The sequence below is a fragment of the Pectobacterium carotovorum genome (genome assembly GCF_033898505.1).
In the GTDB taxonomy this organism is placed as follows: domain Bacteria; phylum Pseudomonadota; class Gammaproteobacteria; order Enterobacterales; family Enterobacteriaceae; genus Pectobacterium; species Pectobacterium carotovorum_J.
Window position 1 is genome coordinate 2,010,291 of sequence record NZ_JAXAFK010000001.1, and the last position, 16,260, is coordinate 2,026,550.

Consider the following 16,260-nt stretch of genomic DNA (forward strand, 5'->3'; position numbering starts at 1 on the left):
ACGTTCAGACGCAATGCGTTATTCAAAAACTATACCCCTAAATAAGGTGAGGCTCAGAGATGAGCCGAGTATTGCCAACGCACAAGCAGCTTGAAGTATGACGGGTATATACGTTACGAAGACAGTTTCATCAGAACCAAACCACTGACGATCAACAGCGCTGCGATAATCCTCATCGCACTGGCAGGTTCATTGAGGAATACCAATCCCACCACAAACGCCCCTACCGCGCCAATTCCCGTCCAGATGGTGTAAGCCGTCCCCAAGGGGAGAGATTTCATCGCCATGGATAACAGCGCAAAGCTGACGATCATGGCGACAATCGTGACAACCGATGCGCCTATTTTCGTGAATCCATCAGACAACTTCATGCTGTAAGACCAGACAATTTCAAACAAACCGGCAAGCGCTAATAGAAACCAGGCCATACCCAGTTCTCCTTAAACATCGAATAGGGGTCGTCCCGTGAATCCTTTTCGCGTCAGGGGTCGTCCCCTGTCAGGATGTTCTGCCGCGATACGATAGCGTTGCGCTATCAGGGAGTAAAGTCTTTGCGCTTTCATCACCTCACGGGGATTTTCTTCACGCCAGTACAGGAAGCACCAGAGCTGACAATGCGATTCGCAACACTTAAATATCCAACCGAGATCATGTTATTCACATTTCATTAAACCCCACCGTTGACAACGCTGCGGCTACGCCATATTCATATGTACGGACAAGTTAAAATGTCCGTACATATAAAAATATAACATTGGCTACGACACATGGCTCATGACGCGGGTTGTATCGCTAAAAATCAAAAAAATCTTGTTAGTTCATGTCGTTAGAGACATCAACTGCATGATGGCGAGTTTTGCAGGTTCAGCCTTATCCGTACTGTTTTAACCTACAAGAGATCAACACTATGTCGACAAAAACACCTATCTGGAAAGGTCTGACATTTCAGGTTCTGGCGGCAATGGCGCTGGGCATTGCCCTCGGTTTTGCCGCGCCGGAACTGGCTGCAAAGTTTAAAATACTCGGCGACATCTTTCTGAAACTCATCAAAACCGCCGTTGCACCACTCATCTTTTTTACCGTGGTGCATGGCATCGCCTCCGCTGGAGATATCAAAAAAGTGGGTAAAATCGGCGTGCGTGCGCTGATCTATTTTGAACTGGTTTCGACCTTTGCCCTCGCTCTCGGCCTCGGCTGGGCAAATATCATTGATATCGGTTCTGGCATTCATGCTGATAATGTCAGCAAGACGGCCACTGCCGCCGTTGATTCTGCCATAGCAAAAGGCCACATGCCGACCAGCACCATGGATTTTATCTACGCTATTTTCCCCGATAATTTCATTGGAGCCTTTGCTGGTGGGCAGCTTTTACAAGTGCTGGTGATCTCACTGATTTTCGGTTTCGCTTTGCTCGCACTCCCACACGAAAAACGCAGCGTCATTGAAAATGGCATGAACCGCATTTCGGAATGCTTCTTCGAGTTCATCAATTTAATCATGAAATTAGCACCGATTGGCGCCTTTGGTTCCGTCGCTTATGCCGTGGGAAGTAACGGCAGCAGCGTGCTGCTGTCGCTGTTGAATCTGGTATTGATGTTCTATGCCGCCGTCGCCTTTTTCATCATCGTTATTTTGGGCAGCATCTGTCGATTTGCAGGATTTAGCCTGACTCGCTTTCTTAAATACATCCGCGATGAGATCGTGATTGTGCTGGGAACGGCGTCGTCCGAAAGTGCCTTACCTCGGCTGTTGCAGAAACTGGAGCGCTTTGGCTGTTCACGTCAGAGCGTGGGGTTGATTCTCCCGACAGGTTACGCATTTAACCTCGACGGAACCAGCATTTACATGTCGATGTGTACGCTGTTTATCGCCAATGCCTATGGTGTTGACCTGAGTTGGCAACAGCAAATGGGCATTTTGCTCATCATGCTGGTGACATCAAAAGGCGCCGCAGCCGTCTCTGGCGGCAGCTTCGTGGTCTTCGCGGCAACCGTGGCAACTGTAGGTAATTTACCAATAGAAGGACTGGCGCTGATTTTCGGTGTCTATCGCTTTATGTCGATGGCAATTGCCTTGTGCAACACGGTAGGAAACAGCGTGGCCACTATCGTCGTCGCAAAATGGTGCGGTGAATATTCGCCTCAGCCTGACGATGCACAGGACCGCTCTCTCCTTACCCAGGAAACTCGCCCCGCTCGCTAATCACAAGCCAGCAACGGACAAGAGCGGATAAATGACAGACATCAGCCATGACGACACACGGCGCCATGGCTGAGTAGTGAGTCTCAACGCACGAATTCGGCTAAACATTCAACACTTGAAAGAGGATGGTAAACAAAGCGCTTGCCACCAACGTCGGAGCCGTCCATAATAGCGCCCATTCCAAACGCTGGAATGAAGAAAAGCATTCTAATCAAAACGTTACTGATTAAGATGTTATCTCCTGTACGACCGTAGCTCAGTTGGTTAGAGCACCACCTTGACATGGTGGGGGTCGGTGGTTCGAGTCCACTCGGTCGTACCAATTCATGTTCTGTAAATATTATCCTACGCCCGTAGGTTAATGAACGTGAATTGAATTTCTCCCCCTACTCGTATCCTGTTAATTTCCTCGGCATCAAATTAAACCCAACGCCTTTTTGTCTGTTTTACCTGCTGATTGATTCAGGTTCGCCTGCTACGGCTACCCCCGCTTTCACTACTGCGCAAATAGCCAAACAGCAAATGTTACATCACGGCGCCTGCTCCGCCGCAATAAATGCCGCCACATCCATCACGTTAGCTGGCGGCTGGTGCTGTTGAAGTTGCTGAGCCATATAGCGCATGTAAGGATCGATATGACCAAAAATCGCCTTATAGCCCGCGCAAAGATGATTATGCCAATGTTTATCGACACGATGAATACGGTGTTTCGGGCATCCACCATGGCAGGCAAAGCGATACTCACAGCGTAAGCACATCGGCGATAAGTTGGCTTTCTGCATACCAAACTGGCGTTGTTGTTTGCTATTGACCAGCTTATCCAGACGATCGGTAGCAAGGTTACCCAGCCGGTGTTCCGGATAGACAAAGTGATCGCAGCTGTAAATATCGCCGTTCATCTCAACGACAAGCCCGGTACCACAGGTCGCTTGCATAACACAGAGACTGGGCTTATCCCCTGCCCACGCGGCAAGCGCATTATCAAAGAGCTGCACAAAAACCCGCCCAACATCGTGGCGAACCCAGTAGTCAAAAATCGTGTTCATGAATTGGCCGTAGGCTTCGCCACTCACTGACCACGGCGTCACCTGCGTATTGGACAGCGTTTGAGGGTGAATCAACTCGCCAAATGCATGGTTGACCTCGCGCTGTTCCACCGCGGGGATAAATTGAACGTGCTGCGCCCCCAGATCCTGAGTCAGAAAGCGGTAGATCTCCAGAGGAGCCTGCGCCGTTTCATTGTTCACTACCGTTAGCAGATTAAACTCAACCCGATACTGTTTCAGTAGCGTGACGGCCTCAATGACCCGATCAAAAACCGATTTTCCACTGTGCGTGACACGATAGCGATCGTGCAGCCATTTTGGCCCATCTATCGATACCCCAACCAGAAACTGATTCTCTGCCAGAAACGCAGACCACGCTTCGTCAAGCAACACGCCGTTTGTTTGCATGCTGTTACGGATGGTTTTTCCATTCGCGTATTGCCGCTGGTAGGACAACGCGCGCCGATAAAAATCCAGCCCGGCCATCGTGGGTTCTCCCCCCTGCCAGGTAAATTCGACCTCATCAGCGGGGTTCGACTCAATATACTGCCGCACGTACTGCCGCAGAATATTGTCATCCATATGGCGGCTCGATTTCGCTGGTTTAAGCGTCCCCTGTTCTTTCTCAAGATAGAAGCAATAGTCACAAGCAAGATTACACTGATAGCTGGTGGGCTTCGCCATCAGGTGAAAAGGTCGCTTCATCTTACCTCCTATCAAATCGTGTCTGTGCGGATGACTGTCAGCCCCCTGCATGGGAAAAGTGACCATGATCACCCTCTGGATATCTGATATTGACAGTATTAAAAAATAATGGAAATAATAATTTCACCAAACAACAAAATAAATGAAATTTTTATTTCTTAAGCAATTCACAACACCAGGGGTTCTCTCATGAACAGTCTTTTCTCCGGCGCACAAAAGTTGGGTAAATCGTTTATGTTACCCATTGCCGTCTTACCCGCAGCGGGTCTCCTGCTGGGTATTGGCGGCGTGTTCTCCAACCCAATCACTATCGAAACCTACGCCTTCCTGAATAACAGCGTCTTGCAGGCCATTTTCATCCTCATGAAACTGTGCGGTAGCGCCGTGTTTGATAACCTACCGCTGCTGTTTGCCGTTGGTATTGCGGTCGGGATGACCAGCACCGATCGGGGGACCGCCGGACTGGCAGCCGTTCTCTCCTTTCTGGTAATGAACAAAGCGATTAACGCCATGCTGGTGATCACGCACACGCTGGCAACCGATAATCTCGCGGCACATGGGCAAGCCGTCATCCTCGGCATCACGACACTGCAAACTGGCGTCCTTGGCGGCATTCTCAGCGGGTTGCTGACCGCCTGGTTGCATGGGCGCTACAACAAAATCGCGCTGCCAGAGCTATTGGCATTCTTTAGCGGTTCCCGATTTGTGCCCATCGTGGCGTCATTCGCGGCCTTATTCCTTGGCGTGTTACTATTCTACGTTTGGCCTCCCATTCAGAGCGGCATCTCTCATTTAGGGGGGCTGGTAGAAAAAACGGGATACATCGGTACCTTCTTCTACGGCATGATCCTCAAATGCCTTATCCCATTCGGGCTGCACCATATCTTCTATTTGCCATTCTGGCTGACCAGCATCGGCGGCGAGCAGATGGTGAATGGCACGCTGGTTCAGGGCACGCAAAAAATATTTTTCGCACAGTTGGCCGATCCCAGCGTCACACAGTATTACATTGGTGTGTCCCGTTTTATGGCTGGCCGCTTCGCTGATTTCATGTTCGGTCTACCCGGCGCGGCGCTGGCTATCTACCATTGCGCCAAACCAGAAAATCGTGGAAAAGTCGCCGGATTACTGCTGTCCGCCGCTCTCACCGCTTTCGTTACCGGTATTACAGAACCGCTCGAATTTGCCTTCATGTTTTGCGCCCCGCTGCTGTATCTGGTGCATATCGTCTTGACCGGCGTCGCCTTTATGTTGGCGCATGTCCTTGAAATCACAGTAGGACAAACGTTCTCAGGCGGGCTGATCGACTTCCTGTTATTCGGTGTCTTGCAAGGTAATGCCAAAACCAATTGGGTGTTAATGCTCCCGCTGGGCGCGGTGATGTTTACCCTTTACTACTGTTCGTTCCGCTTCCTGATCCAGTTACGCCAATTGAAAACGCCCGGTCGTGAAGACGAAACGGCCGACAGCGGCACATCACCGGCGCTGACGGGGACAGAGCGTGCGCAAGGTATCGTTACCGCCCTGGGAGGAAAAGAAAACATTGTTGATGTGGATTGTTGCGCCACTCGCCTCCGTATTACCGTTAAAGACCCAGCCATCGTGAACCCAGAGGACTTTAAAGCGCTTGGCAGCCGAGGAGCATTTGTTCGCGGACAAGGCGTCCAGATCGTCTACGGCCCTCATGTCACATTGATTAAAAACGAAGTTGAAGAGTTGGTTTCCCTCTAGCGGTTGGCAAGGACAAGAAAATGAAAGCTGTAATGTTGATGTTCGATACACTGACCCGTAATCACCTCTCGCCGTATGGCGGGGGGGCCATTACGCCCAATTTTGCCCGTTTGGCAAAAGAGTCGGTTCAATTCGATAACTTTTATGTTGGCAGCATGCCCTGTATGCCAGCCCGGCGTGAACTGCATACCGGCCGGTATAACTTCCTGCACCGCAGTTGGGGGCCGCTGGAGCCCTTTGATTTCTCCATGCCGCAAGCACTGGATAAGCGCGGCATCCACACCCATATGGTGACCGATCACAAACACTACTGGCGTGATGGTGGGGCGACCTACCACACCCGCTACTCCACCTTCGAATTCATTCGTGGTCAGGAAGGCGACTGCTGGCAGGGCAAAGTCGCCAAGCCTGCTATCCACTATCAGGGAATGGAGGATGAAAATACCCGGCAGCGGAGAACCAAGCGCATCACGCAAGATTTCATCAATCGCGCCGCGATGCCGACCCAAAAAGAACACTACACCGAGCGAACCATCCGTGCGGGGTTAGATTTCATCAATAGCAATAAGGATGACGATAACTGGTTCTTGCAAATTGAGTGTTTTGATCCGCATGAACCTTTCTTTGTTCCTGAAAAATACCTTGCCATGTACGGCTGCAAAGCTGAGGACTTCAACGGCTGGACACCATACTACTGCGCGACGGAAAGCCCTGAGCACGCGGAAAAAGTGAAGAAGTTTTATCAGGCATTGATCACCATGTGTGACGATTACCTCGGCCAGGTGATGGACAATCTCAAAGAGAATGGACTGTGGGATGACACCCTATTCATTGTCTGCACCGACCATGGTTTCTTGCTTGGCGAGCATCACTGGTGGGGCAAGAACATCATGCCGGTGTATAACGAAATCGCCAACACCCCGTTCTTTATCCGCGATCCTCGCAGCGGCATTCAGGGCGTCCGGCGTCAGGCATTAGCCCAAACTATTGATATTCCTGCGACGCTCCTTGATTACTTCAATGTGCCGATACCGCCAACCATGCACGGTAAATCATTGCGCCCGGCGATTGAAAACGATACGCCGATCCGCGATACCGCGCTGTACGGATACTTTGGCGGGCACGTCAATATCACCGATGGACAGTACGTCTACATGCGCAGCCCACGGCATAGCGATAAGACCGATCTGTTTGAATACACCTTGATGCCAACCCGTATCGACAGTGCATTTGCGCTCAGTGATTTTCAGCATATGACCTTGCACCCTGGGTTTGATTTCACTCAGGGCGCACAGGTCATGAAAATCCCTGCGACCTTCGGCTACCTTAACGCCTATCGCTATGGCGACAAGCTGTTCAATATTGTTGACGATCCCGGACAAAAGCACACATTGCAGGATCCGCCGCGTGCCATGGCCTACGCCCAGCAAATCGCCGCACTCTTCAAGGACAATGATGCGCCGCCAGAGCTTTACTCGCGCTTCAGCCTCGACACGCTGAGCGCCGAGCAGGAACAGAAAGATCTGGCACGCTATCAGCACTATCCCGAATTGGCGGGTACAGGTGTCGACTGTGAACATCGCGGTGTTTATGAAGCCCTGCGCCTGCTGATTAATGCCGGGAAAGCGGCGGATATCTCACTCACCGCTTTGCTGCAAGCGGTCCACCAGACGCCAATACTACAAGAGCAGGATATCTTCCTCATGATTGAGGCGGTGTTCCCTGAAGAGAAAAAGCCTGAGCTGGTCTATCAGGCCCGTTTATTACTGCGCATTGATTAACCGGGAAACTGATGGATACGCTGACACTGAGTAATGCGCTTCTTGCGCTGAAAGTCCATCCTAAAGGCGCAGAAATGCAGAGCTTACAGGATGCGAATCGGGAGTGGCTCTGGCAGCCCGGCGATACCGGCTGGCAGAGCACCGCTCCCCTTCTGTTTCCTGTTGTCGGACAACTTGTTCATCGCGGGATGTATCATAACGGCCAGCACTGGCCGTTACCCGCGCACGGTTTTTTACGGCATCAAGATTTTACGGTGGTAGCACACCATCAAGCACATCTACATCTGCGCTGTCGTCAAACGCCAGAAACCCGCGCCATGTGGCCTTTCGACTGGCAGTTGGATGTGAATTACCGGCTGGAGGGCAATCGCGTTCTGGTTCACTATCAGTTGTGCAATACCGACAACCAACCGTTCTGGTTTTCGCTGGGTTCACACCCCGGATTTTCGCTCCCTATAGGTCACGAATCAGGCTGGCAAGTACGCTTCTCGTCTACGCGCTGCAAAGGCCCCTGGCCCACCTATCAGAGAACGCTCGTCGTTAGCCACGAGGCGTCGGCTCCTGTTGCGGGCAGCCTGGTATTAACCCCCGAGACCTTCGCGCAGGGGGCGATTTATTTCAGCCAGGCGGAACACCAGACTATCGAAGTCATTTCTCCCGCAGGGGTCAGCACACTCCAATTTCACACCGGTTTACATCCCTGGCTTGCGCTCTGGTCGGAGCCGGGATCGGATTTACTGTGTATCGAGCCCCTTTTTGGCACAACCGATGCACCCGATGCGACAGGGGAATGGCAGCATAAACGTGGGATCATGTTGCTTGAGTCTGGAAACCGCTTTGAATGCGGTTTTGATTTCGCCATACGGGCAGGCGAATGACGGATAAGGAAGAGCAAGGTAAGATGCGGGGATTATTTGCAATCCGTTCGACAAGCGTGGTTCGGACGCAGCAACTATTGCGCACGATAGCGACGCAGGAATCCCCCATGAGTATCAATAAAGAAAAAGTACGGACTTACATTGCCAACGTCTTACATGGGCTTAGCGATACGAACCAGATTATCGCAAATTATGTGCTGCAAAATCCCAGTATGGTTGCTCAACTCCCCGTCAAGAAACTCGCGGCGGAGATTGGCGTCAGCGAGGCAACCATCGTCCGATTTTGTAAACATATTGGCTATGCGGGTCTGCTGGAACTGAAAAGCGCGTTAAACCGCGAGCTGTTTGATGAGAGCGATCTGTCACTCCCCACCACGCCTGATATTTTGATGAATGATACGCGTCACGATGTCGCCCAGAAAATCGCAATGACGATAGACAAAACGGTAAAGGAAACCATCGATTTGATCGATATGCAGATGGTAAACCAGATCGTCAGTTTATTTCTCTCTGCCCGTCGCATCATGTTTATCGGCTTCGGGGCATCCGGCCTGTCGGCGCAGGAAGCGCGTGACAAAATGAATCGTCTTGGCATCGATTCCGATTCGTTTACCGATCGTTTTTCCATGACGTTGAAACTCGCGAATTTGAAGTCTGACGATCTGGTCGTCGCGTTCTCACACTCAGGCGAAACACCGGAAGTAGTGAACGCCTTTAAACTCGCAGAAAAAGCCAAAGCCCTCAGACTCGCCATCACCCACAGTACACATTCGCCGCTGACGAGCTTAGCGGACTATGTCCTGTTAACCTGCGGCGAAAGCGAGCGCTATCAAGGGGATTCGATCGGCACGCGCGTCTCCCAACTGTTTATGGTTGAATTCCTGTGCATGGAGATCGCAAAACATAACTTTAAAGAGTTAGCCAGCCAGAGTATTTCAATCAAAGAGCTGTTGATCAAAGAACGCATTAAACAACATTCAACCTGAAAATAGACGACGACATGACCGTACTCAAGCAGGACAAAACGCCATGGTGGAATCAGGGGAAAACCCCGGACTACCGTTTTTCATTAGCGAATGAACGTACCTTTCTGGCATGGATCCGCACCGCGCTGGCGTTTCTCGCCGGCGCGGTGGGCATCGACCAATTTACCGTTCATGTCGATCCACTCATGCGCCAGGGGCTGGCTCTGTTGCTGGTCGTCTGCGCCGCGCTGCTCGGCGGTCTGGCCTATCGCCGCTGGGTCAGCAATGAAAAGGCCATGCGTCAGGAAAGTGACATGCCGTACACGCCGATGCTACTGACCGTGACGCTGTTTATTACCCTCATTGCGATGGCGCTTTCCGCCATGATCCTGTTCGGGTAACCCATGGAAACGACACGCGATCCGGGATTACAACCGCAGCGAACGGGCATGGCCTGGTCACGCACGCTGTTTGTGATGCTGATCAACAGCCTGCTATGTTTTCGCTTAAGCATGGTGAACGACAGCCGTGCGGTTTTTGCCTGCGCCATCCTGCTCTTGTGCGTTTCTGCCCTGATGTCAGTGCTGGCGGTTCTGCGCTATCGTTTTAACGCCCGTTGCCATTCCGTATTGTCACGCGCCAGCCACGGGATGATCGTCCTTACATCATCATCCATTGTGCTCACCGCGCTGGTACTGCTGCTGCACTTCAGCGGCGTGTGCTAACGTTACCGCCATGCCCGCTCAATATAGCGGGTAAACTGTTCCCGGGTCGCGTCACGCTGAGCACGAGCTGAGTAGGTATTGATAATTTTGGGGTATTTCGCGGCCTTACTGGCCGCGCGTTTCCAGATACAGCACCGTGGCGGCGACGCGGGAACGTACGTTGAGTTTGCGCAGCATGTTGCGGATATGCACTTTTACCGTCTCTTCTGAGATATACAGCACACCTGCGATTTGCTTGTTGGATAGCCCAGAGGCCACTTCTTGCAGCACGTCCAGTTCGCGTTCCGTCAATACGGTAAAGGGCGACGGCGTCTCCTGTATGGCGATACGGTGACGCAGCACGTCACGCACCTGTTCGCTGAAGGCATCACCGTTACGAATAGCATCCAGTAAGTGTTCCGGCGCACTGTCTTTTAACAAGTAGCCATCGGCACCCGCGTCCATCAGCGCATAAATATCGCTGGGTGCATCGGAGACCGTCAGCACAATCACACGGGCACAGATCCCATCGCGCCGCAGCGCGTGAAGCGTATCCAGCCCGCTCAATCCTTTCATGTTGAGATCGAGCAAGATGATATCGGGAGAATCCCGATTCGCGAGGCTCAGTGCCTCCATGCCGTTGCTGGCTTCCCCTATCACGTCAAAGATGGCATCGGTTGCCAATAACTGACGGATTCCCCGGCGCATAAGCGGATGATCGTCGACGATCAAAACACGATAAGATGGTTTTTCTGACATGCCCAGCCCCAATGTAATATGGATCTTATTATTTTATTTATGATCTATGATTTATCCCCGTCATACTTCAAGCGGTCTGCTTCCCACTCGACTTACTCCGGATAGAGATTATTCGTGTTATCGCGTTCACGCGCTGCCGTTGGCGTCGAGAAACAGACGCTAACCTGCGTTCCCCCTTCAGGGTGGAGGCCGATAGACAGCGTTCCTCCTAACCGTTCAGCGCGCTCCTGCATAATATTTAAACCGTAATGTCCTGCGGGCTCCTCCTGATCGATAATACCGCAGCCGTCATCACGAATATCCACACAATGACGGCCATCAGGCTGCATACGGCAGTGGACGGTAATCGCCGCCGCTTGCGCGTGTTTAATGGCGTTCAACACCGCTTCACGGATGATTTGCAGCAAGTGAACCTGCTGTGAGGCATCCAGCGCCTGTGTAGGGATCCGGCAGTCAATCGTGATGGTCGCCGGGGTCTGCGCACGCAGTGGCTCGATCATTTCCTGCATCGCCGCTGGCAAATCGGCCTGTTGCAGCGTCAGCCGGAACGTGCTCAGCAGTTCCCGCAGTTGGCGATACGCATCGCTGAGCGCCTGTTCAAAATCGGTAATGATCTGCCGGGCCTGCGCATTTTCTTCCGCTACCGTGCGCTTTAATAACGTCATCTGGATATTCAGATAAGAAAGCACCTGAGCCAGTGAGTCATGCAGTTCACGCGCAATGGTGGCGCGTTCTTCCATCAGTAACAGCTGCTGGTAGTGCTTCTGCGCCTGATTAAAATAGAGGCCGCGACCCAGCATATTGGCGACGCTTTCCATCAGCTGAGCAGACGGCTGCTGCGTTGATGCCTGCCAGCGCAGTTGCCCAAACTCGACCTCTTGCAAACGAATGGGCAAGGCCTGCCACGCAACCTGATCGTCCGGCTGGCCTTCACATAACCGCCAGTTTTCCCCGACCCGCATTTCCAGACAGCCGACCGTTTCATAACGGCGAACTATTTGCAGAATCTGCTGAAAGCAATGCCTGTCGATCGTGCTGACATTCATCGCCTGAGAGCAGTTGTACAGCACCTTCAGCATGCGGTTCACTTCCTGCAAGCGCAGCGTTTTCTGCCGAACTTTGTCTTCCAGAGAACGATAAAGCTTTTGCAGTTCGTCCGTCATGCTACTGAAGGTTTGCGCCAGCAAGCCCAGTTCGTTAGGCAGATTGACGTCCAGCCGCGAATGGGTAAAACGCCCCTTTTCGATGGAGGTACAGGCCGCCATCAGCTTATTCAACGGCACGACCACCTGACGACGAATGCGGCGCAGCGTAAAGAAGATCAGTATATAGATAGTGATCGAACCAATTATTGATGTCACAACGACTATCATCATCTTGCGTTCGGAATAGTGCTGCAACGCCAGCACAAAGAGATCGATCTGCGTGACATAGACGACAATATTGTCCTGATACCACACCCGATCCCCCGCGTTCAGGCGCTCATCCATCGTTTTCCAGCTCTGCAACAGCGCAGCATAACGATCGCGCACATCGCGCGGCACATACCAGCGATCTAGCAGGTGAAACACCGGAGAATCCAGCGTTTGCGCGTAGAGGCGGCGATGCGGTTCTAATTCCGCGCGATCGCCCTGTAGGTCATACCCCATGCGATAGCTTTGCATACGCATGGAACCAGCCACGTTGATCGCTTCCGCATCACGTAAACCGCTGGCCAGCGTCAGTAACGCAATGCCCGTCGTCAGAAATGAAAGCAGCGCGATATAAAAAAACGCGCGCGCCAGGCTGGTAGAAACAGGACGTTTGACCATCACAACGAATAATCCTCTTTGGCATCATACAGACGCTAATACCCTAAATAATTCGAGTTGCAGGAAGGCGGCAAGCGAAGGAATCCCGATGAGCTTACTCAGGTAAGTGATTCGGGTGAGTGAACGCAGCCAACGCACATGCAGCTTGAAATATGACGGGTATTTACTATCACGATCCCCACAGGCGCAGGCAAGTCGATAAGGCCCGAATCCCACATAAGCTTGATCCGGCACCACCATTTACCTCTAAAGGGTGATTATCGCATACAGCCTAAGAGGAATAGTGTAACCCCTACAAAAACAGCGTGTTTTTTATTGGATATTTCATTGAGTGCCAGAGCGACAAACTGCCATGACTAACCTCTCCCGGCGTTCCCTACTGACAGGTGGCCTACAGCGGGCAGACAATGCGTTGCGCCCGCCGTGGGTCTGTGCAGAAAGCCAGTTCCTGAGCCAGTGCACGCGCTGCAACGCCTGCGTTGATGCCTGCGGATCGGGGATTATCCAACGCGGTTCGGGCGGTTTTCCCACCCTCGACTTTCAGCGCGGCGAATGCACGTTCTGCTATGACTGCGCGCGTGCCTGTCCACAAGCACTGTTCGCAGAGAGCCACACCCCGCCGTGGGAATACCACCTGACGATTCAGGACGCCTGTTTATCGCTACATCAGGTGGAATGCCGCAGCTGTCAAGATGCGTGTGAAACCGGGGCGATACGGTTTCGTCCCATCCTCGGACGCGTTGCCGCACCGTCAATCGACAACGATGCCTGTACCACCTGTGGCGCATGCATTTCCGGGTGCCCTGTCGGCGCCCTGTCGATGAAAAAGATCACCGCGGGATATCACACCGCGCCAACGCGTCTCCCGATGCAACAGGAAAACCGATGAGCACAGTCTGGCATGTTTGCAGTGTAGTGGTTCACGTCAATACGGCGCAGTTGGCGGCCGTTACCGAAGCGTTAGCGACGCAGCCCAACGTCGAGGTGGGTGCCAGCGATAGCGATACCGGAAAAATGGCCGTGGTGCTGGAGTCAGATTCAGAAGACACGCTGTTAAAACAAATAGCGTCAATACGCGAGCTTACAGGCGTACTGGCGGTTTCTCTGGTTTATCACCAGCTTGATGAACCGTCTTTTGCTTTCGATGAACAACCTCTTGATCAACAAGCTCAGGGTGAGGAAATACCATGAAACTCAGTCGACGACACTTTATGAAGGCGAACGCTGTCGCAGCGGCAGCCGCGGTCGCAGGCATCACCATACCTACCGCGGTGCGCGCCGTGACCGAACAGTCAGAGGCTATCCACTGGGATAAAGCGCCTTGCCGCTTCTGTGGCGTAGGGTGCGGCGTGCTGGTCGGGACGCAAAACGGCCGCATCGTCGCCAGTCAGGGCGATCCCGAAGCGCCGGTTAACCGCGGATTAAACTGCATCAAGGGCTATTTCCTGCCAAAAATCATGTACGGGCAGGATCGCTTAACCCAGCCTTTGCTGCGGATGCGCGACGGCAAATTCGATAAAGAAGGCGAATTTACCCCGATCTCCTGGGATCAAGCGTTTGACATCATGGCGGAGAAATTCAAAGCCGCCCTGAAAGAGAAAGGTCCGAATGCGATAGGCATGTTTGGCTCCGGGCAATCAACCATTTGGGAAGGCTATGCGGCCGCCAAACTGTTCAAAGCCGGTTTCCGCTCCAACAATATTGACCCCAACGCGCGCCACTGTATGGCATCGGCGGTCGTTGGCTTTATGCGTACCTTCGGTATGGATGAACCGATGGGCTGCTACGACGATATCGAGCAGACCGATGCGTTTGTGCTGTGGGGCTCCAACATGGCGGAGATGCACCCGATTCTCTGGTCGCGCATCACCGACCGCCGCCTGTCGAACAGCAATGTTACGGTCGCCGTGCTGTCCACCTATCAGCACCGCAGTTTTGAGCTGGCGGATAACGGTATGGTGTTTACACCGCAAACCGATCTGGCCATTCTCAACTACATCGCTAACTACATTATTCAAAACAATGCGGTGAACGAGGCCTTCTTTACCCGCCACGTGAACCTGCGCCGAGGCGTGACCGATATCGGCTACGGGCTACGCCCAACGCACCCGCTGGAGAAAGCGGCGAAAAACCCCGGTTCCGATGCGTCTGAACCCATGAGTTTTGAAGAGTACAAAGCCTTTGTCGCCGACTATACGCTGGAAAAAACGGTCGCGATCAGCGGCGTTCCCGCCGACCAGTTAGAAGCGCTGGCAAAACTCTACGCCGATCCGAAAAAGAAAGTGATCTCCTACTGGACGATGGGCTTTAACCAGCACACGCGCGGCGTCTGGGCGAACAATCTGGTTTATAACATCCACCTGCTGACGGGCAAGATTTCCCAGCCGGGCTGCGGACCGTTCTCATTAACCGGCCAACCTTCTGCCTGCGGCACCGCGCGTGAAGTCGGCACCTTCGCCCACCGCCTGCCTGCGGACATGGTGGTAACCAACGAGAAACACCGCGCGATTGCGGAAAAACTGTGGCAGCTACCGACAGGTACCATTCCTGAAAAGATCGGTCTGCACGCCGTCGCACAAGATCGGGCGTTGAAAGACGGCACGCTGAATGCCTACTGGGTGATGTGTAATAACAACATGCAGGCCGGCCCGAACATCAATCAGGAACGTATGCCGGGCTGGCGCGATCCGCGCAACTTTATCGTCGTATCCGACCCCTACCCGACCGTCAGCGCGCTGGCTGCCGATCTGATTTTACCGACTGCAATGTGGGTGGAAAAAGAAGGCGCCTACGGCAACGCCGAGCGTCGGACGCAATTCTGGCGTCAGCAGGTTAAAGCGCCGGGCGAATCAAAATCGGATCTGTGGCAGGTCGTGAGCTTTGCCAAACGCTTCGCCATCGAGGAAGTCTGGCCGGAAGAACTTCTGGTGCAGAAGCCAGCCTATCGCGGCAAAACCCTCTACGACGTGCTGTTTGCTAACGATGTCACCACGCGCTTTCCGCTCAGCGAATTAGCGGAGAATCAGCTAAACGACGAATCCCGCGACTTCGGTTTTTACCTGCAGAAAGGCCTGTTTGAAGAATACGCCGCGTTTGGCCGTGGACACGGTCACGATTTGGCGCCGTTCGATGACTACCACAAGGCTCGTGGGCTACGCTGGCCGGTGGTTAACGGTAAGGAAACTCAGTGGCGCTATAGCGAAGGTCACGATCCTTACGTGAAAGCGGGAGAAGCCTACCGTTTTTACGGTAAACCGGATGGCAAAGCGGTGATTTTCGCGCTGCCGTACGAACCTGCCGCAGAAGCGCCGGACGACGAGTACGATCTCTGGCTCTCCACCGGCCGCGTGCTGGAACACTGGCACACCGGCAGCATGACGCGCCGCGTACCGGAACTGCATCGCGCCTTCCCCGAGGCCGTGCTATTTATCCACCCGCAGGATGCGAAAGCGCGCGATCTGCGTCGCGGTGAAAAAGTCCGCATTATTTCGCGCCGTGGTGAAGTCGTCTCCGTGGTTGAGACGCGCGGCCGTAATAAGCCACCGCGTGGGCTGGTGTATATGCCGTTCTTCGACGCCGCGCAGATGACCAACGTCCTGACGCTGGATGCCACCGATCCGCTGTCGAAAGAAACGGACTTTAAGAAATGCGCCGTCAAGTTGGCTAAGGTGTAGCGC

At 53.1% G+C, this 16,260-nt stretch carries 14 protein-coding genes and 1 tRNA gene; 11 read left to right on the top strand and 4 right to left on the bottom strand.

All coding sequences use genetic code 11. The annotated features are described in order from the left end of the window. Window positions 1-113 precede the first annotated feature (113 nt). Entirely contained in the window at window positions 114-428 is a 315-nt protein-coding gene (locus R9X49_RS08885) for a multidrug efflux SMR transporter (protein WP_319848027.1), read from the bottom strand. Between the two features lie 479 nt (window positions 429-907). On the opposite strand from R9X49_RS08885, the gene R9X49_RS08890 reads away from it, so the two are divergent. Then, window positions 908-2,203 (top strand): cation:dicarboxylate symporter family transporter, encoded by a 1,296-nt coding sequence (locus R9X49_RS08890; RefSeq protein ID WP_319848028.1) that lies wholly within the window; start codon window positions 908-910, stop codon window positions 2,201-2,203. 245 nt (window positions 2,204-2,448) lie between these two features. After that, a tRNA-Val gene (locus R9X49_RS08895) sits at window positions 2,449-2,525 on the top strand. Between the two features lie 208 nt (window positions 2,526-2,733). Here R9X49_RS08895 and R9X49_RS08900 read toward each other — a convergent pair. Continuing rightward, window positions 2,734-3,954 (bottom strand): anaerobic sulfatase maturase, encoded by a 1,221-nt coding sequence (locus R9X49_RS08900; protein WP_319848029.1) that lies wholly within the window; start codon window positions 3,952-3,954, stop codon window positions 2,734-2,736. Window positions 3,955-4,143: 189 nt separating this feature from the next. Between R9X49_RS08900 and R9X49_RS08905 the strand changes: the two genes are divergently transcribed. The 6 genes from R9X49_RS08905 (at window position 4,144) to R9X49_RS08930 (ending at window position 10,034) form a co-directional block, all read left to right on the top strand. Next, window positions 4,144-5,685 (top strand): PTS transporter subunit EIIC, encoded by a 1,542-nt coding sequence (locus R9X49_RS08905; protein WP_319848030.1) that lies wholly within the window; start codon window positions 4,144-4,146, stop codon window positions 5,683-5,685. Between the two features lie 20 nt (window positions 5,686-5,705). Beyond that, a complete protein-coding gene (locus R9X49_RS08910; RefSeq protein ID WP_319848031.1) occupies window positions 5,706-7,466 on the top strand; it encodes a sulfatase in 1,761 nt (586 codons plus the stop codon). An 11-nt stretch (window positions 7,467-7,477) separates the two neighbouring features. Then, window positions 7,478-8,344 carry a hypothetical protein gene (locus R9X49_RS08915; RefSeq protein ID WP_319848032.1) on the top strand — a complete coding sequence of 289 codons (867 nt, stop codon included), beginning with the start codon at window positions 7,478-7,480 and terminating at the stop codon, window positions 8,342-8,344. A gap of 107 nt (window positions 8,345-8,451) precedes the next feature. Continuing rightward, a complete protein-coding gene (locus R9X49_RS08920; protein ID WP_319848033.1) occupies window positions 8,452-9,330 on the top strand; it encodes a MurR/RpiR family transcriptional regulator in 879 nt (292 codons plus the stop codon). 14 nt (window positions 9,331-9,344) lie between these two features. Further along, on the top strand, window positions 9,345-9,710 hold the full coding sequence (locus R9X49_RS08925; RefSeq protein WP_319848034.1) for a YidH family protein: 366 nt from the start codon (window positions 9,345-9,347) through the stop codon (window positions 9,708-9,710). Between the two features lie 3 nt (window positions 9,711-9,713). After that, complete coding sequence (locus R9X49_RS08930; RefSeq protein ID WP_319848035.1) at window positions 9,714-10,034, top strand: DUF202 domain-containing protein; 321 nt, start codon at window positions 9,714-9,716, stop codon at window positions 10,032-10,034. A gap of 105 nt (window positions 10,035-10,139) precedes the next feature. Here R9X49_RS08930 and narP read toward each other — a convergent pair whose 3' ends face one another. Beyond that, on the bottom strand, window positions 10,140-10,772 hold the full coding sequence (gene narP, locus R9X49_RS08935; protein WP_319848037.1) for a nitrate/nitrite response regulator protein NarP: 633 nt from the start codon (window positions 10,770-10,772) through the stop codon (window positions 10,140-10,142). 92 nt (window positions 10,773-10,864) lie between these two features. Next, window positions 10,865-12,583 carry a nitrate/nitrite two-component system sensor histidine kinase NarQ gene (gene narQ, locus R9X49_RS08940; RefSeq protein ID WP_319848622.1) on the bottom strand — a complete coding sequence of 573 codons (1,719 nt, stop codon included), beginning with the start codon at window positions 12,581-12,583 and terminating at the stop codon, window positions 10,865-10,867. Between the two features lie 352 nt (window positions 12,584-12,935). Here narQ and napF point away from each other — a divergent pair, with 352 nt between their 5' ends. The 3 genes from napF to napA are packed head-to-tail and all read left to right on the top strand — an operon-like array spanning window position 12,936 to window position 16,257. Continuing rightward, window positions 12,936-13,472 carry a ferredoxin-type protein NapF gene (napF, locus tag R9X49_RS08945; RefSeq protein ID WP_319848038.1) on the top strand — a complete coding sequence of 179 codons (537 nt, stop codon included), beginning with the start codon at window positions 12,936-12,938 and terminating at the stop codon, window positions 13,470-13,472. Further along, window positions 13,469-13,774: a chaperone NapD gene (gene napD, locus R9X49_RS08950; protein WP_319848039.1), complete on the top strand. Its 306-nt coding sequence runs from the start codon at window positions 13,469-13,471 to the stop codon at window positions 13,772-13,774. The genes napF and napD overlap by 4 nt, the downstream gene beginning before the upstream one ends. Next, the gene (napA, locus tag R9X49_RS08955) at window positions 13,771-16,257 is read left to right on the top strand and encodes a nitrate reductase catalytic subunit NapA (RefSeq protein WP_319848040.1); all 2,487 of its coding nucleotides are present in this window, start codon (window positions 13,771-13,773) and stop codon (window positions 16,255-16,257) included. Before napD ends, napA begins: the two co-directional genes overlap by 4 nt. The last annotated feature ends 3 nt before the right edge of the window (window positions 16,258-16,260 follow it).